The sequence below is a fragment of the Streptomyces aurantiogriseus genome (genome assembly GCF_014649375.1).
GTDB lineage: Bacteria > Actinomycetota > Actinomycetes > Streptomycetales > Streptomycetaceae > Streptomyces > Streptomyces aurantiogriseus.
Genome location: NZ_BMSX01000024.1, coordinates 20439 through 40570, shown reverse-complemented (window position 1 = coordinate 40570; position 20132 = coordinate 20439). Strand labels below are relative to the sequence as shown.

Sequence of the window (20132 nt, the reverse complement as noted above, 5' to 3'; positions counted from 1 at the left end):
ATCAACGCTCCGTTTCCTCCCATCCCATAGCCGCCTCGATTTTCCTGTTGTTCAGCTCCTCGTGGCCGTCGATGCAGCCCTCGTAGCGGCGGTGGATGACCTCTGGGGAGTTGCCCGCGCGACGAGCAACCTCAGCCACGGGGACCCCAGCATTCAGCCAGTTCGTGATGCAGGTGTGCCGAAGGTCGTAAGGCCGGTGCGCGAGCGGGGAATTCGTCTTGTCTGGCGGGAGGGCGAAGGGCCTTGCTTCCTTCCACACCCTCCAGTAGCTGGACGCCCCCAGCACGCCACCGCGCTCGTTGGCGAAAAGCCTGCCGTCTTTGGCCGGGCTGAACTCCGTGATGTGCTCCCGGAGCATCGCAACCAGCAGCGGCGGTATGGGGACAGGCCGGTCAGCTTTGACCTCACGCGACTTGAGCCCCCGCTTGTCGTGGCGCTGCCCCGAATCGGTCCACTTCTTGCCGGACACCGGGCGGGTTTCCCGAAGGGTGAGGGTCCCCCAGCCGGTCTCGGGCAGGTAGCAGTCCTTCTCTCGCAACCCGACCGCTTCAGCCGGCCTCAGTGCGGCGTAGAGCTGGCAGCCAAAGAAGGCGACCAGTCGACGGCCGCGGTTGCGGTGCACGGACCCCACGTACGAGACGGCCATGAGGAGTGAAGTCCCCTGAGCCGCATTGACCAGGACCCGAGGATCCACCAAGTCACCGCCCGTAGGTCCGGTCCGCTTCACGTTGGCTAGCGGGTTTTCGTCCAGATAGCCCGCCTCGATCGCGTACTCCATGGCGGTGTTGAAGCCGCGACGACGCCGCTTATACGTCTCTCCTGCCGCAGGGGTGCCGTCCAATTTGAAGGAAAGCCGGTACTGAACGTCCCGGAGAATTCTCGGGTCCGTCAGCGAGGACAGCGGAAGCGAACGGTTGGAGAGCCACGTACAGGCGGCCACGAGGTCGGGCGGGGGCTCTTCGCCCTTGTGAGCCGGTACGACAGCCCAGCGCACGGCCAGCCGCACTTCCTCAGGGGTCGGTGCCTTCGCTCCGTCGCCCATCATGGCAAGCGCCACGGTGGCCAGGCTGTCAGCGATACCTTCACGCGTCTTCGCCGCTGCGGTACGCCACCGCGCCGCCATGTACTCGCGGCAGAAATCCCACCATGACGGGTCTGGTTTGGTGTTCTCCTTCGCCGCTGCGGCCCGGAATTCGGACTCTGGCAAGCCGGTGTCCACGTCGAACGCCTCGCCCCTACGCATGGCTTGCCACAACTCCGAGCGCCGACTCTCAGCGAGCGCGACGGTGGTGAAGCTGGCCGTCTTCACCTTGCCCGCTACCGTCCAACGGAGCTGGTACGGCGCCTTCTTGCTCTTCACCTTGTTCACCTTCCAGACCCGTACGTCAGTGGAAAGGGTGGGGGCCGGTGTCTCAGGGCCGGACGGGCGCCCGCTGCTGCGGGCGCCCGTGGTCTTGCGGTGGTTCACGCGGCTTCCTCTCGGGTTTCGATCCAGCGCTCCAGTTCCGAGCGACGGATTCGCACCGAGCCGTTCGGGAGTTTGATGGCCTTCGGGCCCTTCCTGAGCTGGCGCCAGCGGTAGAACGTCGCTCGCGGTACGCCTATCTCTTCGATCACTTCGGGGATGGTCAGCATCTCGTCGCGGGGCTTGGCCACGACTCCTCCTTGGGCGAGAGAGCAAGGGAAGGTGGTGGGACCAGCCGAGAGCCGCCACAGAAACCTCGAAAACCACAGAAACCCTGCATTGCGGGGCTGACCTGCGGCGATGCCGCACCGTGGGGGCTGCCACAGAAATCGCGGGAAGTTCCACAGAAATAGGCGGCCGGACCGGCGGGGGCCAGTGGCGGGCTATTTCTGTGGCTTCTCGGTTGGTTTCTGTGGCAGCGCTCCGCGAGCCCCTGGCAGGAGTGTCAGTGCTGGTCAGGGGCTTGCCGGGGTTATTTCTGTGATTCTGTGGTTTCTGTGGCCGGGGTCAGGCGGTCGGGTCGGTCAGGCGGGGGTGGATGAGGTAGCGGGGGGAGGGCGGCCGGCCGCGTCCTCCGGTGCGCTGGACGGCTTGGGCGCGCACGTAGCCGTGGTCTTCCAGCAGGGCCAGGACCGGATCGAGGTCGTTGGCGGTGCGGAACTCGGAGCGGGAGAGCTTGACCATCAGGTCCCGCTTGCTGACCTCGCGCCACCCGTGGGCGTGGAGGACTTCCAGCACGGTGCGGGCCCGCTCGACGATGCGGTCGGCGCCCATGGAGTCGAACGCGGCGAGGCTGTGGCTGATGAAGTACTCGGCCAGCGCGATCGCGTCGCGCATGGTGGCTTCCGCCACGGGCACCGTGTGCCCTTTGGTGAGGTGTTCGGCGAGGTGGAGCAGGGCGGCCATGCGGGCGGTGGCGCCGACCAGCTTGCCGCCCCAATCGCCGATCTGGCCCATGATGCCGCCGCGGGCTTCCAGCATCGGTTCCACCCGTGCCTGAAAGGCTTTCAGGGCGGCGACCGCCTCGGGGGTGAGCTGGATGAGGGCCGGATCGGTCCACTCGGCGAGGAACAGCGTCAGGTCGAGGACGTGACGCCGGTAGGTCTCCATCACCTGCTCGGGGATGGGGTCCGGCTCGATCTTGCGGCGGCCGACCAGCGACTCGGGGACCGAGTAGAGGAACCTGCCGAGCAGCCCGCGGCCCTTGAACCCGTCCTGACGTCCGATGTCGTCCAGGACCTGTGGCTGCACGCACAGCCCCATGGTGAGGGCGGGGTGTTCGATGTATTCCTCGCGGGTCTGCCGGTCGACCTTGAGGCGGTCTCCGGCGTGGCCTTTGAGGAAGACCCCCATGTTGGGCTTGCCGGAGTAGCGTCCGGCGATGATGTCGAAGATGTCGCCCTCCGCGGACATGACGGAGATCCGGCCGCCCTGCTCGGCCATGCGGGAGGTGACCGTCTCGGCGGTGGTGTCGTCGGCGAGCAACTGCGGTTTGGCCGGCACGCTGACGCTGTCCGCGGTCTGCGCCAGTGCGATCGCCGTGGACACCAGTTCATCCCGCTCGTCCGCGCCTGCCGTGGCTGCCTTGGACGCGGCCTTGTCGGCTGCCTCCTTGGCGAGGCGGGCGGTCATCTCGGCTTCCACGATGGCCGGTTGGACCAGCGTGCGGAGCTGCTGTTCGGCCTCGTACAGCGGGTCGGTGAGTAGACCGAACACAGCGGACTTCCGGTTGGCGGGCGGCAGCGAGACCACGACGTAGAGGTTGGTGGGCTCGCGCCAGTGTCCGCGCACCTGCACCACTGCCCTACCGCCCGCCGCGGTGGCGAGCACGGACAGGGCGATGCATCCGGCGAGGTCGACGGGGGTCTGTGTCTCCTCGGCGACCGCGGCCACGAACTCCCGCAGCCACCCTGGAAGGGAGGCGGTGGGGAAGGGCGCGAGCTTGCGGGGTCCGGCGAGGGGAACGGGGTCCTCCCACACGGGTGCGGGCGGCGCGTCAAGGGTGGGCAGTCCGGCCCACAGGTCGGTGCTGTCCACAGGCTGTGCGGTCATGAGGCTGCCCTCCCTTCGGTGGGATCGCCGACGTGCGGGTCAGGACCAAGTGCAGTGCGGACGCCTTCGGCGACGTTCCTTCGGTCGCCTACGGTGGCCCGTGGTGCGGCCTGTGTGGCGTTCTGAGGCTGTTTCAAGGGGTTGAAGGGCTTATAGGTCATGTGGCGCCCCTCTCGGCCGCGCTGAGCCCGTTGGCGACCGCGCGGCGGGCGTAGGGCTCGGGGACACCGACCGAGACGGCCGCGGCCACGATCTCTGCCCCGATGACGTCCAGTCCGCACGGTCCGGGGCAGGCGGTGTGCTGGGCGGCGAGGAACCGGGCCACGCCGAACGCCTGTGATCCGGCGCCGGATTCGACGCGGGAGCGCACGAGGGTGAGGCCACGTTCCAGGCCGGTGCGGACGTAGCCGTCGGTGTGGCGGCATCCGGTGGCAACCGTGCGGTCCCACGTGGCGCGCTCGGGGAGGGAAGAGACCACCTCCCCGCGGGCGGGGGTGGTCTCTTCCCTCACCACCAGGTCGCGGACTGCCGACGGCAGATCGGCCATGCGGCCGGCGCCCGGACCGAGCCAACGCGCGTATGACATCAGGGACTTGACGTCGACGCCCGCCCGGACCGCGTTGTGTGACCCCATGACGCCCCGGTAGAGCCAGTGCTCACCGCGTGTCGTCGGCACGGTGCGGGTGGCGGGCAGGGTCTCGTGGGCCCAGGCGACGGCCGCCGCGTTGTCGAGGTCGACCGTGGTCAGCCCCGCCCCGCCGGGGTAGTAGCCGACGCACACGGCTCGCTCCCATGCTGCCGCCCATAGCGGGGACGTGATGACGGCGCGGTCGGTGGTGGCGGCGGCGGCCCAGGCGTGGCAGGGGGCGGGGCAGCGGCAGGTGCCCGCGCGCTTCATGTTCGGCCTGCCGCCGCAAGTGTTCTTGGCGCAGGCACGGCAGTTGCCGAACGGCACCTTGCCGTCCCGCAGCGGCAGGACCGGCACTCCGGCCTCAGCCAGGTGCAGCGCGGTCCGCTGGTGGGGGATCACGGTGCTCATGCGACCGCCCCCAGCGTCCCCGTGGCGGCGAGGTAGGCGCGGCCGATGAACTCGCTGTAGGCGGGAGGGATCGCCTCGGTCAGCTCCTCGCGCATGTCGGTCCATGTGATGCCCATCGCGGCCTGAAGCTCCGGGACTGACGGCTTGCCCCCGCCGCTGCCGTACGCGGCCACGTACGGGCCGTCGTAGAAGCGGCCGTGCCGGTAGCCGCGTACCCGCCCACGGTGCGGGACGTGCGCCGGCTTCTCGATGGTCCAGCCGCCCAACTCGAAGTTGCGGTGCCGGATGACCCCGAGCCCGAACATCTCACCGCACAGCGTCAGATCCTTGCGGATCTTCGCGCGGCCGTTCGGCTGCTCGATGACGTACGGCAGGCCGGTCCTGTCGAGCAGGTCGCGCGTGGGCGCCACCAGGTCGACGTGAGCGCGGCCCCATCCCTGCGATGCGTTGGTGCCCACGGTCAGGGCACATCCGTGCTGGCACGGCGGGGAGGCATGGACGAACGCGTACCGGCGGATCTCGCCCGTAGCGATGAGGCGGACAAGGTAGTCGAGGGCGTCGCCCTGGTGGTACAGGAAGGGGTAGTGCGGGCGGTGGGCGATGTCGCAACCGTCCACGGCGAACCCTGCATCCTCATACCCCTTGCCAGCGCCGCTGGCGCACGAGAACAGATCCAACAGGCGCGGCCGGGATCGGTCTCGCCGGATGGGGGTGGGTTGGGTCATGCTGGGGGTCTCCTGTTTCTGTCGAAGGGACGGAGAACCGGGGCGGTCGCGGTCTTTGGCGAGAGGCGACCGCCCCAGCCACAGCTACTGCTCGGCGCTGAGCCAGTGGGCGTACTGCTGACGGACGTAGGTGCGCGGGTCGTGGAACGGGCCCGGCTGGTCCATGTCCATCAGGAACACGGCCGCCGCGTCGGCGGTCTCGGTGGCGTCACTGAATAGATCGTGGGGTTCGTCCAGGAGCGCGATGCGGTCCAGCAGCGCGGCCTTGCGCAGGTAGAAGTCACGTCCCAGCTCGGTGAAGCACTCGGCAGCAGCGAGGGTGCGCGCCACCCAGCCGATCTCGCTGTTGATGCTCGGGGCGTTGGCGTATGCCTCCTCGGGGGTGGGCCAGGGTGCGGTGGGCTCTGCGTCGGCGGGCTCGTACTCGGCGCGGGCGTAGAGGCGGTTCCGCTTGCGGTCACGGGAGGGGTAGACACTCACGGTGCCGGTCGTGAACGTCCGGTCCAGCGCGGCGACGATCGGTTCGGTGTCGGCGGGATCGCAGATGATGCGGATCTCGAACATGGCTTACTGCTCCTTGCTGGTCTCGATGGCGGGCAGACCCGCGGCCTCGACGGTCCGAGGGTCGAAGCCGGGCAGCGTGGCGCGGGTGATGAGTGCCTGGGCGAGCTGTTCGGCGTAGGCGGCTCCACTGCGGGCCACCTCGACCTGCGTCTGAGCGCGCAGGGTCTCGACGCGTTCGATGTGGGCGTGTTCCTCGCGCCGCTCGCTCACCTGCCGCTCGAACGCGACCGTCTCGCGGCGGTCCTGGCGCCAGTGGCGGGCGGCGAAGCAGTAGGCGAGCACGGTGGTCAGCGCCCACAGCAGCAGCGGCAGGGACAGACCGTCGGAATATCCGGCCACCCCGGCGAGGGCGAGGCTGCCCGAGACGGCGTAGCCGACGGCGGCGAGCACGGGTTCGCCGGCGCGGGCCAGCGACGCGCCACCCGCTGCGGCCCCGGCGGCGAGCACGGTCATGAGGGCCGCGTTGCCGACGGAGTGTTCGGCGCCGTTGGCGTTCCAGATCCGGGCCAGCGCGAGCACGGTCGTCGTGGCGACGGCGGGCGCGGCTTTGGGCGCGGCGATGGCGAGCCAGTGCCGCGCGACGATGGGTTCGTTCACGGGGTGGTCTCCTCTCACTTGCCGAGCGCGGAGAGGGCGTCGGCGGACGCCTGCACGAGGTTGTGGATGGGCTCGTACGCGCCGGTTCCGGCGACGAAGAACCCGAACAGGAACAGCACCAGGGCGGCACCGCCCCCGGCGGACCGGGTCTTGACGGCGAAGAACGAGGCGGCGCCGAACAGCAGCACGGCGGAGATGTTCAAGACCATCAGGAGTCCTCCGGACGGGCGAGGTTGGTGAACCGGGCACGCATGTCGGCCAGTACGCGGTGCAGGTCGGCGAGGCTGACCGGATCGGCGCGGAACCGGTCCTGAAGGTCGGCGAAGGGCAGGAAGTCGCTCGCCTCGTCGTGGCAGACGATGACGCGCGGGCGGCGCTGCTCGGGGTGGTAGGTCATGGCTGGTCTCCCGGGGTCAGTCGGCGGTGCCGGCGCGGTAGATGCGAGCCCAGCGGTTGTAGAGCCACCGGCCGGCGCGTATGCGCTTGCCGGTGGCGTGGCAGCGGCGGCAGTCCTTGCCGCGCTTGAGCTGTCCCTTGCGGTTGGTCTTGAGCTGGTGGCCCATGCCGCGGCACTTGCGGCAGTCGCCGAACGGCGAGGCGGCACACACAGCGGCGTAACACAACGTGACGCCAAGCAGGAGCGTGATAGCGAACAGGGTGAAGGCCATGAAGTGCCCTTCCAGGCGGGTCTCAGGGGTTTCCGCAGGTGGGCCGCTATGCACTAGCGGCCTGATCAGAGCGGGTTTGGGGCGCTATCGGGGCCGCTATCGATAGCAGGGTCTGGCGCTATCGATAGCGGCCCCCAAGGCTCAGCCCGCGTCCCGCTTTCCGTCACGCTCCGCAATCGCTGCGGTGATCTGGGAGCGGTCGATGCCCCGCTTGTTGGTGAACTTGCCCTCGATGCGGCGACCCACCTGGACGGTGGAGACGCCGCGGGGCTTCAGGGCCGCGGCGAGCGCGTCGGAGTCCCATCCGGCGTAGACCTCCGGGCGCAGTTCGGCGAGCCGCGCAACGACGGTCTCGGACCACACCTTGGTCTCCTTGGCGGGGACCACGGCGAGGATGTCGGCGAGCAGGTCGTAGCCGGTGCTCGCGTCCGTCTCCGGTTCCTCCCCAAGCGCGTGCCCGGACAGCAGTCCGGCCAGCTCACGGGCCTTGCGAGCGCGGGCGGCGATGCTGTCGGCGCCGGGCCCGTCCACATACACCGAGCCCACGATCCGCGCGTCCGAGCCTTCACCCACGAAGTAGTGGATGCCCTTGTCACCCCAGGCGAACATGGTCGCCCGCACGCCCCGCTTGTAGGCGGACGTGCCGAGCACCATGTCGTTCTCCAACTGCCCCATGACCTTCAGGCACCAACGGGCCGACGCGTTCGCGGAGATGCCGGTGGGCAGCGCCTTCGCGTCGGGGCGCTGGGTGGCGAGCAGGAGCACGATGCCGGTGGCCGGACCGCGCTTGACCAGGTCGGTTGCGATCTCCTCGAACTCGTCCTTGTGCTTGGGGTGTTCGAAGAGCACCTGGCACTCATCCACCCCGATCACGATGGGGTGCAGGCCAAGGGAGCGCTTGTCGGCGAGTTCGCTGGTCACCTTCGACTCCGGGCAGATGTCCCGCGGCAGCGAGCGGATCACCTTGGTACGCCGGCGCAGTTCCTCGCGCAGCGCCCGGAAGTCCTTCAGCGCGTACTCGATGGCCTCGTCATCGTCGCCCGCGGCGTGCCGGTGCGAGACCGCGTTGCCGACCGGGTCCAGATCGCCGGTGCCCTTCATGTCGTAGGTGTGCAGCTCCGCCCGCGGGTCCAGCGCAGCGATCAGCAGCAACAGCCTGAGCAGGAAGGTCTTGCCCATGCGCGGGATGGCGCCGATGATGCCCGCGATGTACATCAGGGTGACCTCGACCCAGCGCCCGCGCTGGTCGGTGCCGTAGGCGACGGGCTTGAACAGGTTCACGCTGCCGCTGGTCAGCAGCGGCCACTTGGGCTTCTTCGAGGTCGACATGTCCTGATCGCCGACCCACAGCACCAGGTGCCCGGTGTGCTCGTTCGGTACCGCCTCGGGCCACACACAGCCCAGCGGGCGGCGCAGGCCGGAGGCGAGCCGGTCGCGGCGCTCGATGACGTCGGTCACGGTCACGCCGTACGGGAGGTTGCCCTCCGCACGCCAGCCCGGACCGTCCCGCGTGATCGGGGCGGTGAACTCGAAGCCGTCCCGCCCCTTGCCCTGCGCCTGGTTGATGGCGGGGATGCCGAGCGAGCCGAGCGCACGCAGCACGATGTCCGACGTGAGCTTGACCGCCTTCGGGAGCTCCACCGCGCGGTGGATGACCGGGTCGTCCGCCTTGCGGCCGGCGAACCCGAGCGCCATCACGACCGCGCTCACCGACACCGCCTGAAGCCAGTCGGGGGCGAGCACGTAGATGGCGAGCGCGGAGCCGAGCCCGATGAACATCGCGAGCACGGCCACCAGGGTGCGGAGTCGGACCCGACCGTCGCGCTGCCGTGAGAGCTTCAGGTACTCGGCAGCGTCCTCGCGGCGGACCGCGGCGAGGCGGACCGGTTCACCCTCGCGGTCGGCCACCCACCGCATGGTGCCGCCCAGGAACTTCGCGGCCCCGGACGGCGCCTGCAAGGTGAGCCGCGCGGCGTAGACCGGCGTGCGGAGCGCGTGGTAGCCGACCGAGTGGGCGTAGTGCCGTGCCACCCATCCGGTGGCGGTCTTCAGCTCCGCCGTGGACTTCAGCCACGCCGGAACGACGTCACGGCGCTGCGCGGCGAGCAGCCGACCGAGGTAGCCCGGACCGGCCGCCTTGGCGGTCGGAAGGTCGACCAACCGGCGGGCGGTCGGGTCGCCCGACTCGTCAGCCGACCGACCGGTCTCGGGGTCGGCCGACGGGTCGGAGCCGGGTCGGGTGGTCGGGTCGGCCGACTCGTTGCGGGCCGATCGGGCCTTGTCGAGGTCGACCACCTCGCCCCCGGAGTCGGCCATTTCGGCTTCCAGCCGGTTGAAGAGTTCATTGTCGTCGTCGGGGTGCTTCACTGGGATTCCTTCCACTTTCGGGTGTGAGGGAGAGCGGGTCCGGCCGTCGCTGTAGGAGGTGAGCGGCCGGACCCGTGGGCTTACATGCCGGGCGGGAGTGCGCTGCCGTCGGGGAATTCGAAGACCGTGACCAGGACTTCAAGGCCGGGGTCGTCGGCGTAGGCAACGCGGGTGTAGATGACCGTGAACTCGGTGCCGTCGCGGCCGGTGGTCGGATAGGCGCGGACGTCGTGGCCCCAGGCCCGGCGTCGGCTGATCGTGAAGCGGGCGTAGGACGCCGGGATCACGCCGTGCATGCCGAAGTTGCTGCCGGACAGGCAGACGGCCCGCGCGGAGTCGGCGGGCAGCGGCCGACCCAGCGAGCCGCCCGAGCCGCGGAAGAGACGAGTGAGCCGTTTCAGGTTCACCACCAGCGCGACTTCGGCTGGGGCACGAGGTACGGGCAGCCGTTGTTCATGTGGTCCAGACACGGCTTGCAGTCCTCGCACGGCTTGAGCTTGCGGTGGATGCTCCGATCGTGGGCGTGCTGCCAGCACTGCGGGCACTCGCCGGGCGGTGTCTCCTTGGCAGCCATGGTCACCACCACCCCGAAGACTTCTTGGCGGCCTTGGCGGCGGCGGCTTCGTTCACGACCCGCTGCCGCTCGGTCTGCAAGGCGGTCAGCTCCGCGGTGAGCCGGGTCATCACCGACTGCCACAGCGTCTCCAGCTTCCGTTCCGCGCGGCTGCCGCTCTTGCCTCGGGCGACCTTGTACGAGCCGCCGGCGAGCGCCCGCATCACCGCCCGCCGCTCCTGGCCGGTGAGCGGCCACATCTCTTCCTTGCGGACCGCTTCGAGCTTGCGTTCCGTCCGCCGGATCTCGCGGTCCAGACGGTTGGTGTTGGGCTTGGCCATGGTCAGCCCCTCCTCGGGGTGTCGTGGACGGGAGCGGGGGTGGAGGTGTCGGGGAAGGCGCAGGGCACGCACAGGCCGATCGATGTCGGGATGACGTATCCCGCGTCGGTGCGGCACTGGGGACAGGTGCGGCGGGCGCACATCGCCTTGGCGAGCGCGGCCCGCTTGCCGGGCGTCATCGGCCGCACGGGCTTGGCGCGGTCGACGCGGTAGAGGTAGGCGACCAGCGGGCCGCGGCGGTAGCGCGGGCGCAGCACCTGAGCCGCGATCGGCTGACCGCCCGGACGTAAGCCGCGGGCGCGCAGTTGGCGGCGCGTGGCAAGCCCGTCGGGGGCGTAGCGCCACGGGTAGGTAGGGATGCCGTACTGGCTTCCAGCAGGGTCGTAGCACTTGCTGAATGCCGCGGGCATCAGGCGGCCTCAGCCTCGGACTCGCCGCCCTCCGCGTCGTCCACGGCGTGCAGCGGGCGGCCCTCAGCGCGCTCGGCCTTCAACGCGTCGCGCAGCGCACGGGCGTTGGCCTGCGAGACGTGCACCGCGGTCCGGATGCGGTCCGCGGTCAACTCCGCGTCCTTCCACTCCGCGGTGACCGTGCGCGCCTCGGTCAGCAGCTCCTCGAAGGTGCGCTGCGGCTTCGCCTTCGCCTTGCCTTTGGCGGGGGCCTGTCGGCGGGGGCGCGGCTTGGCGTCGGCCGGGGGCGCCGACGTGTCCACCGGGGGCAGCGCGGGGGTGGGCTCTTCAGCGGCGGGGGCGAGGTCGCCCATGCGCAGCATCACGCGCTCGCGCCGCGGGGTCTTGGACCGCCACCTACGGCCGTACTGCTCGCGCAGGTCCGCGCGGGCCAACTGCCGCTCCTTCTCCCGTGCCAGCGCCTCGGAGTAGGAGGTGACCTCCCACAGCGTCATGCGACGCCACAAAGCGAAGGTGGAAGGGAACGCGAGCAGCCAGCGGGAGAACCGGATCTTCTCCATCCGGCGACCAGTGGCAGCGCCGATCCGAACGGCGTAGATGTGCGCGCCGATCTCGGAAAACACCACCCACAGCAGCGGCATCGTGCCGTGCGCGACCTTGGCCGACGCGGAGTGTCCGGCCGCGATGTTCAGCCCGCACGTGATCAGCGTGAGCACCCAGGGCACGAACCGCACCCACGCCAGCGCCATATCCATCCGGATCAACAGCAAGTTGGCGACGGTGAACACCGGAATGGCCACGTCGATACCGACCGGCAGCATCCACGGCGAGTGAAAGCCCCAGCTCACCGCGGCAGCGGACACCGCGTCGAAGGAGGAGATCAGCCCCAGCGCGCCGACCGCGGCGGCAGCGAGCGCGCCGATTCCAGCGAGTCCCATCTCCGGGCGGGTCAGGGGCGGCACGCCGGACGCGGGCGCCTCGGGGGCGGGGGTGATGGTCATGCCGCAACCCCCTTGCGCGCCGTGCGCCGGCGAGCGGGACGGGCCAGGAGGACGACGTCGAACAGGTCCGGGTTCTCCTCGATGACCTGCGCGGCGATGCGGACCAGGTCGTCGGGGAGGTTCGGGTTGTCGGCGAGGATGTCGCGCGCCGCGTCCTCGCGGGCCGCGCGCTCTTCATCCGTCTCGCCCACGACTCCGAGCCACAGCTCAACGGGAGTACCGAGCGCCAGTTCCGCGAAGTCCTCGGTAGAGATGGCCTGTTGGCGGCCGATGTACGTACGCATGGCAGTTCTCCTGACATCGAAGGGGTGCCAGGGCGGTCGCGGTCTTTTGGCGAGAGGCGACCGCCCCGGAAGACGAGAGCCGCACCGCAGACGCGGGCGGGGTGCTGCGGGGAGCGGCGAGGCTCAGACGGTGGCGATGATGAGCGCGGCGACCAGCAGCCACAGGTGGTGGAAGGACTGGTCAAGCGCGTAGGCGCCGGTCCCGATGTGCGGGTTGTCGTCGCGGCCGGCGCGCGGGGTGCCGAGCCGGTAGAACTCGCCCTTGCCGGTCACCTTGGCCAGCCACGCCAGCGTGCTGCGACGGTCCGCCCACCAGTGCGTGACCGCGTCGATGCCGAGCCCAGCGAGGAGGCCGAGCACGGACAGCCGCAGGTCCAGCAGCCACATGACCGGCAGCAGAACGGCGACCTTGGTGGCGGTCAGGGTGGCGACGTGCCGGGCGTCCGCGAGGCGGCCGACCCAACCGGGACGGCCCTTGTGCGCGGACTGGTGAGAGGTCTGCACCCAGTGATCGCCCACGCTGTGAGCGACGTACAAGGAGACGAAAACGGCCGCGAAGGTGGCAGTGTCCACGGCGGTCACCGGCTCTCGTCGCGGGACTGGACGAGCTGAATGGCCAGGCGAGCGAAGTGGGCAACGGCGTCGAAGTCCGCGAACGTCACTCCGTAGGTCTCGGCCGCCTGAAGCATGCCTTGCAGGATCGAAGCGGCATCGGCCACCTGAGCGGCCGTCGGCCGGTGACCGGGGGCGAACTCACCCGCGGCCGAACCGATGCGGTGGGCGATGTCGTCTAGGTCGCGCTGATTCACGGATCTTCTCCTGTTGTCGAGGGACTTGAAGCGCGGTCGCGGTCCTTGGCGAGAGGCGACCGCCCGGAAAGAAACCGGGCCGCGATGGTGGATCTGTGCTCGGCTCCCCTCTGCCCCGCTCGTGCGAGACGAGCGGAGGAGGCAGCCGGCCGCCGCGCCAGAGCGCGGCGACAAGGTGAGGTGGTGCGTGTCTCCTTCGGGAACACGAGCTCCCGGCGAAGGCGTATGGAGACGTGACCTTTCGGTCTCAGCCCTCCGGACTGCCAAGGGGTCCGGGTCCCTCGTCCCCACAGAAGCGGGGCCTCATGACCCCTCTCGGGGCCCTTTGTGGCACGTTCTTGCAGTTCAAACACATGCGAAACAGGGCCGATGAAGCCCTTCCGGGCGCTCGAGCAGACGCCTACGGCCAAGGAGATCGCGGCAGAGTTCCGCGAGAAGATCACGGGTCCCCATCGCGAGTACGAGCCTGGCGACCAGCTCCCAGCCGCTCGCAAGCTCGCCAAGGAACTTGGCGTGCAGCTCATGACTGTTCAGAGCGCGTTCGGTCAGCTCCGTGACGAGGGGTTGGTTCTCACTCAGCAGGGCCGCGGAACGTTCGTCCGCGATCCTTCTGTGCCCCTCGGCACAGAGCCGGGCAGTAGCCCTGCATTCACCGCTCTCGCCGCGGAACTCAGCACGATTCATGACGCCCTGCACCTACTTGGCGAGCGCCTTGATCGCCTTGAGCGTCTCGTGGGTAGCGAGACTCCACCGTCGCCGTGAGTTCGTCCGCGCGCCTCAGTAGTTGTTCGACCTTCACGCGCGCCTCGCTCAAACTCGCTTTGATCAAAGCGAGTTCAGCAGGAGTCATGCCTTCCAGCTCGCCGCTTCGCTCATTGCTCCCTGACATGCCAATGAGCATGTGGCCGCGAACGGCAGAGGACCCGGACAGAGTGTCCAGGTCCTCTTTCCTTGCAGGTCAGGAAGGTTGACGACTCGTCATTGAGTGACTTCGTCCACTGCGTCAAGCACTGCCGCCCACGGTAGTTCGCGCCCCGCCGGCGCTTCCCGCGGCTCGTACAGCGGCCACACGTCCGGGCCATAGACGACGTGCACGCCCCCCGCCCGGAGAGCCTCGATGTGGCGCTGCCAAGCCGGATGGCGAGCGTGCGCCGCGTTCACCCGCGGAAAGACAATGACGGGCAATCCGACGGTGCCGATAGCCTCGCCCACCTGCGTCAGTGCCTGGTTATCCATCAGGCCTATTGCCAGCTTGGCCACCATGTTTGCCGACGCGGGGGCAACCACATAGCAGTCAACCGGCGGGTGCGGTCGAGCCTCGCCGGGCAATCGCGGCTCATGGCGTACAGGAAGCCCGGTCAGCTTCTCCAGCCGCTCAACCTCGCCGCTCATCCGCAGCCACTGACCTGCGGTCGGCGTCAGCGTTACGGCCACCTGCCATCCACGGTCCATCGCGGGTTCGACGAGACCCGTACGCAGCTCCTCCACTCCCCCGGCCGCCGATCCAACAACCCCGAGCACCCCGCGCTTGCCTGAACTCACTGCACCGCCCTGCACCGTTGAGCCATCACGAACACCTCGGATGAGTGCGAGCCACCCGTGATCGGAGACTGTTTGATCAGGTCCCGTAGCGTCTCGCGCACCCTGGGATTGTTGCGTACGAGCTGCGGCGCTGTGCGCTCAGCGGTCCGCAGCTCGGTGAACGCCTGATCTCCTCGGCCAGCGAGGGACAGAGCCCGGGCGTAGTCGATCCGGTGCGACACGCTGCGTTCCTGCGGCATGTGGTCCACGTTGATCTGGCCGTGCTCCACCACGTACGACACGTTGTCCAAGTCCAGCTCAATGGACAGGCGGTGAAGGAGGACGTTCGTAGGCCCGAATCCCGTCTGCCAGTAGTTCTCATCCGAGCCCAGGTCATCCGCGAGCTCTTCGGCTTGGCGAAGCAGGCCGGCAGCTGTCGGCCGGTCCTGGTGACGCGCTGCCGCGACAGCGGCGCGCAGATGGATCATGCCCAACAGGCTCAGCGCTGCCGGGTCATGCTCGGTGACCTGGGACGAGAGCCATGCCGCAGCCGTGTTGCCCAGTTCGAGCGCATCGTCATACCGGCCGTTGGCCAAGAGTGCATGCGTGCCGGAACGCGCTGCCGAAGCCAGCACGAGCGGATCATCCGACTCGTCAGCGGCCCGCATGGCGCGCTCGGCGGCGAGCCACGATATGTCCGATTCTCCGATCTTCGCGAGCGTCGTGGCCGCGAGATGGTGAGTGCGAGCCGACATCGCCCAGCAATCGCTGCGGTCGTAACCTCGCCGCGCGGCGCGGTCCTCCAGCTCCTGTGCCGTTTGCAAGAGTGCCGGAAGAGCCGCGATCACGCTGCCGAGCCGCCCGCCCTGGTAGTCGTTCCACGCCTGCTCCACGCGTAGGGCGACGGGAGCCGGCGTAGGAAGTTGCGCCTCTGCCTCGGGGCCGAAGAGCAAGCGTGAGAGTCGCCGCGGGGTCATGAGCGCGTCACGCACGGCCGGCACGTCGTCCTGCTGTCGGTCATCCTCCATGAGCACGGTCTGACCGAGCAGGTCTCCGAGAGGCACCCGCAGGGTGCGGGACAGCTCCGCGAGCATGTCTACGCGGGGCGGCTTCCTACGGCCCGTCTCGATCTTCGCCAGCCAGTCGGTACTACGGCCGACCAGTCCGGCCAGAACCTCTTGCGTGTAGCCGCGGCGCTTGCGGTAGAACGCGATTCGCTCACCGACACTGAGGTGATCTCCAAGACCACGCATTGCGTGATGCCTCCTGATCGTAGGGCCACGTTCACGGTACCGAGCCGGTCGTCACGCCGGACAGACGCTCTTGCTGACCAGCCCACTAAGCCTGAAGGGCTCAACAGCAAAGGACCCGGACAGAGTGTCCGGGTCCTTAAACGCCTGATCATGGGCGGGTAGGCGGCTGAACCAGCAGAGTTTCACGGCCTGCCGGGCACCGACAGCTGCGTTTTGAGCAGGATCACACCGGAGTTCTACACTTCAGCCCGGTTGACGGAAAAGGAGATCAAAGGGATCTGCTTGCCGACCGCCATGCACCACGCACTTGTCTATCTCTAACTCCCTGCCAGCGAGGGAAGCGACGAATTCCGCGGAATCCCGCCAATCTGCTTTAAGTTGACGCCCAAAGGAAAGGCCTACTACAGATACCGCGCCAGCTTGCTTGAGCGCATAGGCGGCGCTGGCCATGGATCCACCGGTCGTGAACGTGTCATCGAATAGCAGAACTCGCCTACCGCTAACTATGGGGCTAGCGGTAAATAAACCCGGAACTATCTTTTCACGCCGCGCTCCCGCTTTAGAGGCATCATTCTTAACCAGAGCATCACTTCTCCATTCAGAGGCGAAGTCCCGCACATGCCCAATCAGGGCATCTAAGTGACTTTGACCTCCCCGCGCAGAAGAGTGCGACGGCATGGCCACTTGCAGGTCAAACGGCCCTCCGTAAAAACCCTCTATGCACGTCAAATGACGCCTCATAAAGGTCCAGAGAAGGGACCCTAACGGGCGCCTTAACCAGACATCAGGAGCCTCATTCTTGGCACGCCACAGGATTCCCTCAAGTCCGCCATGAAGGGAATAGCACATCGGGACGAACCCGTCGAGCACAGACGAGAATGTCCGTCGACAGTTGTAGCAGCGCTCATATGGCGTCCCTTGGGGCCCCACAGGCGTCGGAGTTCGACACAAGGAGCACGTACCAGCGTCGTCGGCCATAACCGAGGGCGCAACATGTTGCTCACGCAGCCACTGCACCCAGTTCACGGTGCTCCAATTACGGTCGTCGGGACGCACAAAACGGCGGTAGGACAACCTTGACCCCCTGCATGCAGCTCGGACCCCACCAAGAGGCTAATCCTACTGTCAGACAGCAGGCAATCACTTGGCGTCAAAAAGGAGCTGCGTAGGGCTCGAAACCTCCTCTACGCGAACGGGAGTCTCCAAGATTTCGAGCATCTGTTCGGTATTGGTCACGGGGGTTGCACGCTGGGCCTCGACCATCTTGCGGGCCCACGGCTGCTGATCCACAAGAGACTGGAGCAACAACACATGCCGGCCTTGCTCTGCCGCCACGCGAGCCTGCATCTTGGCGCCGGAAGTCCCCGACGCTTCGATCACGACGCTCCCCAGACTGATGCCAGAAGTGACGTGGTTCCTCCGGGGGAAGGTGTCCCGCCCTGGAGGGCGGGAGGGCCAGAACTGAGAGACGATTAGCCCTTGTTCGGCGATCTCTTCCGCGAGATCAAAGTTTTCCTTCGGGTAGCACTTTGTGATACCAGTACCGATCACCGCGATTGTCCGACGGCCGAAGTGGAGCGCGGTGCGATGCGCGGCTGTATCTACGCCGCGAGCGAGACCCGACGAAATGACGTATCCAGCTTCGCTGAGTTCACGCGCGACTCGACGGGCGCGCGAAAGGCCCAGCTCTGTAGCGTCCCGCGTACCTACAACTGCGACTGAACGGGCGTCGGCTTGGTGATCGAGCTTCCCGCGATAGAACAAGAACGGGGGTAGATCCGCTACCGTCCTCAGATTCTCGGGGTACTCAGGGTCCAGCACTGTGACCAGGGTGGCTTCGGCCCCGGCAGCCTGGCCCAACTCGCCCTCAACACGGGCGAAGTGCTCACTCAGAGAACGTTCCCTTAGCCCCTGGCGGAGCACAGGAAGAGCCTTGCGGGCTGCAGCAGACTCTTCGGGGATGAACCCCTCACACAGGCTGTCGAGGTGCCCCCTCAACGCACACCGGGCGAGTAGCGCCCAATCGACACTCTTGCCCTCTATGCGGAGCGAGCAAAGCGCTAACAAGCGCATCCGTGCTTCATCGATCATCTCTGACTCCTTCTACTCAAAGATCACTGTTCGAAGGATCGATGACTGAAAGTCTAGGGGTCAGCCATACCCCGCTGCTACAGATACGCACGCCGAGAAAGAGTGAGATGCAGAGGCGCAGCAGGTGACCTGCGCCGATGGAGGAAAAACGACTGCGACACATCTGGAAGGCCACTCGAACGTGCTCCTCCGCTCCCCAGACCTCTCACTGCTCGTCTCGACCCTCTGCCGCGGCGCCACAGACAGGGCTCCAGCGACCCCAACGTGCGTGCCCAACGGCGTGGCAACGGCCACGCGCTTCGGGGGACAGTCGGAGCAGGTCAGCGCACTGACACCTCCTGGTCCGATGGCGACCCAGCTTGCTTCGGGACAAACAGGTTGGCCCGCCATGACCATGCGACAGACTGCCCTCTGTGGCTGATCAGCAGTACGAGGACGCGTACCACGCTTGGCGGGCATCGCTGCACACGCTCATCTCAGATGCACCGCGACTCGCTCGATGGCAAGAGCGACGTTTCCAGTTCGCTCACCAGGTGGGCGAGTTATTGACCCGGCCGGATGCCAGCTCCCCCGCCACGACCGGCCCTGTGCTCTACGGAGTCTTCCTCTCTGGAGTGGGGCTCTGCTACGTGGGACAGACGCAGGAAGCTGGACGGCGCTTACGAGACCTTCCAGTGGGCGAGAGCCACCACTTGGCAAACACGGTCCCTCCCGAACTATGGGAAAGGGTGGTCGTCGTCCGCTGGCCTGACCTCTTGGCGAGGGCTCCGGTCGGTGAACGAGCGACTGCCGCGGAGCTGGGATTCGACGTCTGTGGGCTCGTGCTGGAGCACCAACTACAGGTGACAACTTCGCCGCCTCTGAACAGTCGCCGGCGTAATCGTGATGGAGATTGGCGTCCAAGGAACCACACGCAGAGTCGGTCCCGCGGTGCTACGCACGCACAAGCGCTGCCCGCCCTGTGGCAGTTGACCTGGGAAGCCTGGCATGGCCTCGCAACGCTTCAAGCACCCGTAAACAGCCAGATGCTCCTGACCACGGAGGCTGGCCGTGTGGTCTTTCCGGCAGCACGCTGACGGCCGCCCTACCGAAGCGCCGCTGTCCTTACTCGACGCCAGCGTTGGCGCTTCTGGTCTGTCCGCCTTCTGGCTATGGGCAATCTTGCGCGTGAGTGGCGCGTGAGATTCACACGCTTGCGGCCTTGAGGAGAAGTTCATGCAGGTCAGAGGCAAAATCGAAGGTCAACGAAGCGTGCCCTCCGGAGCCGTGTGCGTAGGTTCGAATCCTGCCGGGGGCACCGGAAATCAAGGCCCTGAACTGCAGAAGCGCAGTTCAGGGCCTTTCTTATGCATGCCAAACGCACACGGGCCCACCTTGCCGCCACCACTCTTTGGGCAGCAGCCCTGACCTGGCCTTTGCCACGCTAGGCGCCGCGTGTCCCACTGAGTTCGCGAGGGTCATGCGCTTGCACCGCCGAGTCTCGGCGGCTGCGACCGTACCGTCCTGTTTCAGCCGGCGGGCCTGCAATGCGGTTCGCATCACGGCTGGGTCCGGGATGCCCCCCAGCGGGCGCGACGCCCTGACGTCCCAGCTCAACGACGGATTGAGGCGCCTTGAGGCGCCCTAATGATCCACCAACTGAGACACGCACACCCCTCATGCGAGGAGGATGAGCGGTAGGATTAGTGGCATGAGTGAGCCCACTGGCAAGTACTCGATCACCATGCCCCGCGACATCGCCGAGGCCGCCAAGGTCCGCAGCGGCCCCTCTGGCCTGTCCGCTTATGTGACCGCCGCCGTCGCCCGCCAGATCGAACGGGACAACCTCAACGAACTCATCCAAGTCGCCGAAGCCGAGCACGGCCCGGTCGGGGACGAGGAGATCCAGGCACTCCGCGACCAACTCCACCAGGCTCGCCATGAGCAGATGCGGGGCGGAGAGAGCGCCGCGTGAGCCGTTCCCCCGCCGTCCCTGGCGGCACCCTGGTCCTGGACAGCGAAGGACTGGCCAAGGCTGTCCTGCGCGACCGCACGGTGACCGGCTGGCTCGCTTTGGCCCGCGCCGATGACCTGCGGGTGATCACCTCGGCGGCCACGCTCGTGGAAGTAGTCCATCCCCGGATCAACCGCCCAGCCTTGGAGTGGACGCTCTCCCGCCTCGTTGTGGAACCGGTCACCGAGTCGATTGCACAGCACGCCGCCACGCTCCTCGCCGATACCAGTCTCCACGGCCACAAGTACGCCATCGACGCCATGCTCAGTGCCACCGCGCTGGCCGCCGCCGGCCCCGTCACGGTCCTCACTTCCGACCCCGAGGACCTCACCACGCTATGCGGCAGACGAGTCACCGTCATCAAGATCTGACCATCAGTCCTCGGGGCTTTATCGCCCC

General features: G+C 67.7%; 25 protein-coding genes. 3 read left to right on the top strand and 22 right to left on the bottom strand.

Translation table 11 applies throughout. The features are described 5' to 3' along the window. Position 1: 1 nt before the first annotated feature. The 19 genes from IE263_RS37960 to IE263_RS37870 form a co-directional block, all read right to left on the bottom strand. Positions 2–1468, bottom strand: coding sequence for a tyrosine-type recombinase/integrase (locus IE263_RS37960; protein ID WP_189942636.1), 1467 nt, complete (start codon positions 1466–1468; stop codon positions 2–4). Then, positions 1465–1656, bottom strand: a complete 192-nt coding sequence (locus IE263_RS37955) for a helix-turn-helix transcriptional regulator (RefSeq protein WP_229911390.1) — start codon at positions 1654–1656, stop codon at positions 1465–1467. Before IE263_RS37955 ends, IE263_RS37960 begins: the two co-directional genes overlap by 4 nt. A gap of 316 nt (positions 1657–1972) precedes the next feature. Next, the gene (locus IE263_RS37950) at positions 1973–3517 is read right to left on the bottom strand and encodes a YfjI family protein (protein ID WP_229911389.1); all 1545 of its coding nucleotides are present in this window, start codon (positions 3515–3517) and stop codon (positions 1973–1975) included. Positions 3518–3674: 157 nt separating this feature from the next. Next, positions 3675–4556, bottom strand: coding sequence for a bifunctional DNA primase/polymerase (locus IE263_RS37945; RefSeq protein ID WP_189942635.1), 882 nt, complete (start codon positions 4554–4556; stop codon positions 3675–3677). After that, positions 4553–5281 carry a DNA cytosine methyltransferase gene (locus tag IE263_RS37940; RefSeq protein WP_189942634.1) on the bottom strand — a complete coding sequence of 243 codons (729 nt, stop codon included), beginning with the start codon at positions 5279–5281 and terminating at the stop codon, positions 4553–4555. Before IE263_RS37940 ends, IE263_RS37945 begins: the two co-directional genes overlap by 4 nt. Positions 5282–5365: 84 nt before the next feature. Then, a complete protein-coding gene (locus IE263_RS37935) occupies positions 5366–5845 on the bottom strand; it encodes a hypothetical protein (protein WP_189942633.1) in 480 nt (159 codons plus the stop codon). Between the two features lie 3 nt (positions 5846–5848). Continuing rightward, a complete protein-coding gene (locus tag IE263_RS37930; protein ID WP_189942632.1) occupies positions 5849–6442 on the bottom strand; it encodes a hypothetical protein in 594 nt (197 codons plus the stop codon). Between the two features lie 14 nt (positions 6443–6456). Further along, the gene (locus IE263_RS37925; RefSeq protein WP_189942631.1) at positions 6457–6651 is read right to left on the bottom strand and encodes a hypothetical protein; all 195 of its coding nucleotides are present in this window, start codon (positions 6649–6651) and stop codon (positions 6457–6459) included. Then, positions 6651–6839 (bottom strand): hypothetical protein, encoded by a 189-nt coding sequence (locus IE263_RS37920; protein WP_189942630.1) that lies wholly within the window; start codon positions 6837–6839, stop codon positions 6651–6653. Before IE263_RS37920 ends, IE263_RS37925 begins: the two co-directional genes overlap by 1 nt. Positions 6840–6855: 16 nt before the next feature. Then, a complete protein-coding gene (locus IE263_RS37915) occupies positions 6856–7110 on the bottom strand; it encodes a hypothetical protein (RefSeq protein ID WP_189942629.1) in 255 nt (84 codons plus the stop codon). Positions 7111–7251: 141 nt separating this feature from the next. Next, positions 7252–9477, bottom strand: a complete 2226-nt coding sequence (locus IE263_RS37910; protein ID WP_189942628.1) for a cell division protein FtsK — start codon at positions 9475–9477, stop codon at positions 7252–7254. A gap of 80 nt (positions 9478–9557) precedes the next feature. Continuing rightward, positions 9558–9887 carry a hypothetical protein gene (locus tag IE263_RS37905; RefSeq protein WP_189942627.1) on the bottom strand — a complete coding sequence of 110 codons (330 nt, stop codon included), beginning with the start codon at positions 9885–9887 and terminating at the stop codon, positions 9558–9560. Beyond that, the gene (locus tag IE263_RS37900; RefSeq protein ID WP_189942626.1) at positions 9881–10051 is read right to left on the bottom strand and encodes a pRL2-8; all 171 of its coding nucleotides are present in this window, start codon (positions 10049–10051) and stop codon (positions 9881–9883) included. Before IE263_RS37900 ends, IE263_RS37905 begins: the two co-directional genes overlap by 7 nt. Before the next feature lie 2 nt (positions 10052–10053). Beyond that, complete coding sequence (locus tag IE263_RS37895; protein WP_189942625.1) at positions 10054–10371, bottom strand: hypothetical protein; 318 nt, start codon at positions 10369–10371, stop codon at positions 10054–10056. Between the two features lie 2 nt (positions 10372–10373). Further along, positions 10374–10781 carry an RRQRL motif-containing zinc-binding protein gene (locus IE263_RS37890; RefSeq protein ID WP_189942624.1) on the bottom strand — a complete coding sequence of 136 codons (408 nt, stop codon included), beginning with the start codon at positions 10779–10781 and terminating at the stop codon, positions 10374–10376. Continuing rightward, positions 10781–11782 (bottom strand): DUF2637 domain-containing protein, encoded by a 1002-nt coding sequence (locus IE263_RS37885; protein WP_189942623.1) that lies wholly within the window; start codon positions 11780–11782, stop codon positions 10781–10783. Before IE263_RS37885 ends, IE263_RS37890 begins: the two co-directional genes overlap by 1 nt. Next, entirely contained in the window at positions 11779–12066 is a 288-nt protein-coding gene (locus IE263_RS37880; RefSeq protein WP_189942622.1) for a hypothetical protein, read from the bottom strand. The genes IE263_RS37885 and IE263_RS37880 overlap by 4 nt, the downstream gene beginning before the upstream one ends. Before the next feature lie 123 nt (positions 12067–12189). Further along, the gene (locus IE263_RS37875; RefSeq protein WP_189942621.1) at positions 12190–12639 is read right to left on the bottom strand and encodes a DUF3307 domain-containing protein; all 450 of its coding nucleotides are present in this window, start codon (positions 12637–12639) and stop codon (positions 12190–12192) included. A 5-nt stretch (positions 12640–12644) separates the two neighbouring features. Continuing rightward, positions 12645–12875 carry a hypothetical protein gene (locus tag IE263_RS37870; RefSeq protein ID WP_189942620.1) on the bottom strand — a complete coding sequence of 77 codons (231 nt, stop codon included), beginning with the start codon at positions 12873–12875 and terminating at the stop codon, positions 12645–12647. A 369-nt stretch (positions 12876–13244) separates the two neighbouring features. On the opposite strand from IE263_RS37870, the gene IE263_RS37865 reads away from it, so the two are divergent. Next, positions 13245–13637, top strand: a complete 393-nt coding sequence (locus IE263_RS37865) for a GntR family transcriptional regulator (RefSeq protein ID WP_189942619.1) — start codon at positions 13245–13247, stop codon at positions 13635–13637. Positions 13638–13853: 216 nt separating this feature from the next. Here IE263_RS37865 and IE263_RS37860 read toward each other — a convergent pair whose 3' ends face one another. The 3 genes from IE263_RS37860 to IE263_RS37850 all read right to left on the bottom strand — a co-directional run bounded on the left by IE263_RS37860 (position 13854) and on the right by IE263_RS37850 (position 17740). Further along, positions 13854–14417, bottom strand: coding sequence for a flavoprotein (locus IE263_RS37860; RefSeq protein WP_229911388.1), 564 nt, complete (start codon positions 14415–14417; stop codon positions 13854–13856). Further along, on the bottom strand, positions 14414–15649 hold the full coding sequence (locus IE263_RS37855; RefSeq protein ID WP_189942618.1) for a helix-turn-helix domain-containing protein: 1236 nt from the start codon (positions 15647–15649) through the stop codon (positions 14414–14416). Before IE263_RS37855 ends, IE263_RS37860 begins: the two co-directional genes overlap by 4 nt. A gap of 1140 nt (positions 15650–16789) precedes the next feature. Then, the gene (locus IE263_RS37850; RefSeq protein ID WP_189942617.1) at positions 16790–17740 is read right to left on the bottom strand and encodes a DNA-processing protein DprA; all 951 of its coding nucleotides are present in this window, start codon (positions 17738–17740) and stop codon (positions 16790–16792) included. A gap of 1690 nt (positions 17741–19430) precedes the next feature. Between IE263_RS37850 and IE263_RS37845 the strand changes: the two genes are divergently transcribed. Together IE263_RS37845 and IE263_RS37840 are read left to right on the top strand one after the other, a co-directional pair. Further along, on the top strand, positions 19431–19694 hold the full coding sequence (locus IE263_RS37845; protein WP_189942616.1) for a CopG family transcriptional regulator: 264 nt from the start codon (positions 19431–19433) through the stop codon (positions 19692–19694). After that, positions 19691–20104: a type II toxin-antitoxin system VapC family toxin gene (locus IE263_RS37840; RefSeq protein ID WP_189942615.1), complete on the top strand. Its 414-nt coding sequence runs from the start codon at positions 19691–19693 to the stop codon at positions 20102–20104. Before IE263_RS37845 ends, IE263_RS37840 begins: the two co-directional genes overlap by 4 nt. Positions 20105–20132: the final 28 nt, after the last annotated feature.

What these genes read in the sequence shown, in the direction of transcription:
- IE263_RS37950 (WP_229911389.1), bottom strand. Translation starts at nt 3,517, where the DNA reads ATGACCGCACAGCCTGTGGACAGCACCGACCTGTGGGCCGGACTGCCC.
- IE263_RS37945 (WP_189942635.1), bottom strand. Translation starts at nt 4,556, where the DNA reads ATGAGCACCGTGATCCCCCACCAGCGGACCGCGCTGCACCTGGCTGAG.
- IE263_RS37940 (WP_189942634.1), bottom strand. Translation starts at nt 5,281, where the DNA reads ATGACCCAACCCACCCCCATCCGGCGAGACCGATCCCGGCCGCGCCTG.
- IE263_RS37935 (WP_189942633.1), bottom strand. Translation starts at nt 5,845, where the DNA reads ATGTTCGAGATCCGCATCATCTGCGATCCCGCCGACACCGAACCGATC.
- IE263_RS37925 (WP_189942631.1), bottom strand. Translation starts at nt 6,651, where the DNA reads ATGGTCTTGAACATCTCCGCCGTGCTGCTGTTCGGCGCCGCCTCGTTC.
- IE263_RS37920 (WP_189942630.1), bottom strand. Translation starts at nt 6,839, where the DNA reads ATGACCTACCACCCCGAGCAGCGCCGCCCGCGCGTCATCGTCTGCCAC.
- IE263_RS37915 (WP_189942629.1), bottom strand. Translation starts at nt 7,110, where the DNA reads ATGGCCTTCACCCTGTTCGCTATCACGCTCCTGCTTGGCGTCACGTTG.
- IE263_RS37900 (WP_189942626.1), bottom strand. Translation starts at nt 10,051, where the DNA reads ATGGCTGCCAAGGAGACACCGCCCGGCGAGTGCCCGCAGTGCTGGCAG.
- IE263_RS37895 (WP_189942625.1), bottom strand. Translation starts at nt 10,371, where the DNA reads ATGGCCAAGCCCAACACCAACCGTCTGGACCGCGAGATCCGGCGGACG.
- IE263_RS37890 (WP_189942624.1), bottom strand. Translation starts at nt 10,781, where the DNA reads ATGCCCGCGGCATTCAGCAAGTGCTACGACCCTGCTGGAAGCCAGTAC.
- IE263_RS37885 (WP_189942623.1), bottom strand. Translation starts at nt 11,782, where the DNA reads ATGACCATCACCCCCGCCCCCGAGGCGCCCGCGTCCGGCGTGCCGCCC.
- IE263_RS37880 (WP_189942622.1), bottom strand. Translation starts at nt 12,066, where the DNA reads ATGCGTACGTACATCGGCCGCCAACAGGCCATCTCTACCGAGGACTTC.
- IE263_RS37865 (WP_189942619.1), top strand. Translation starts at nt 13,245, where the DNA reads ATGAAGCCCTTCCGGGCGCTCGAGCAGACGCCTACGGCCAAGGAGATC.
- IE263_RS37855 (WP_189942618.1), bottom strand. Translation starts at nt 15,649, where the DNA reads ATGCGTGGTCTTGGAGATCACCTCAGTGTCGGTGAGCGAATCGCGTTC.
- IE263_RS37850 (WP_189942617.1), bottom strand. Translation starts at nt 17,740, where the DNA reads ATGATCGATGAAGCACGGATGCGCTTGTTAGCGCTTTGCTCGCTCCGC.
- IE263_RS37845 (WP_189942616.1), top strand. Translation starts at nt 19,431, where the DNA reads ATGAGTGAGCCCACTGGCAAGTACTCGATCACCATGCCCCGCGACATC.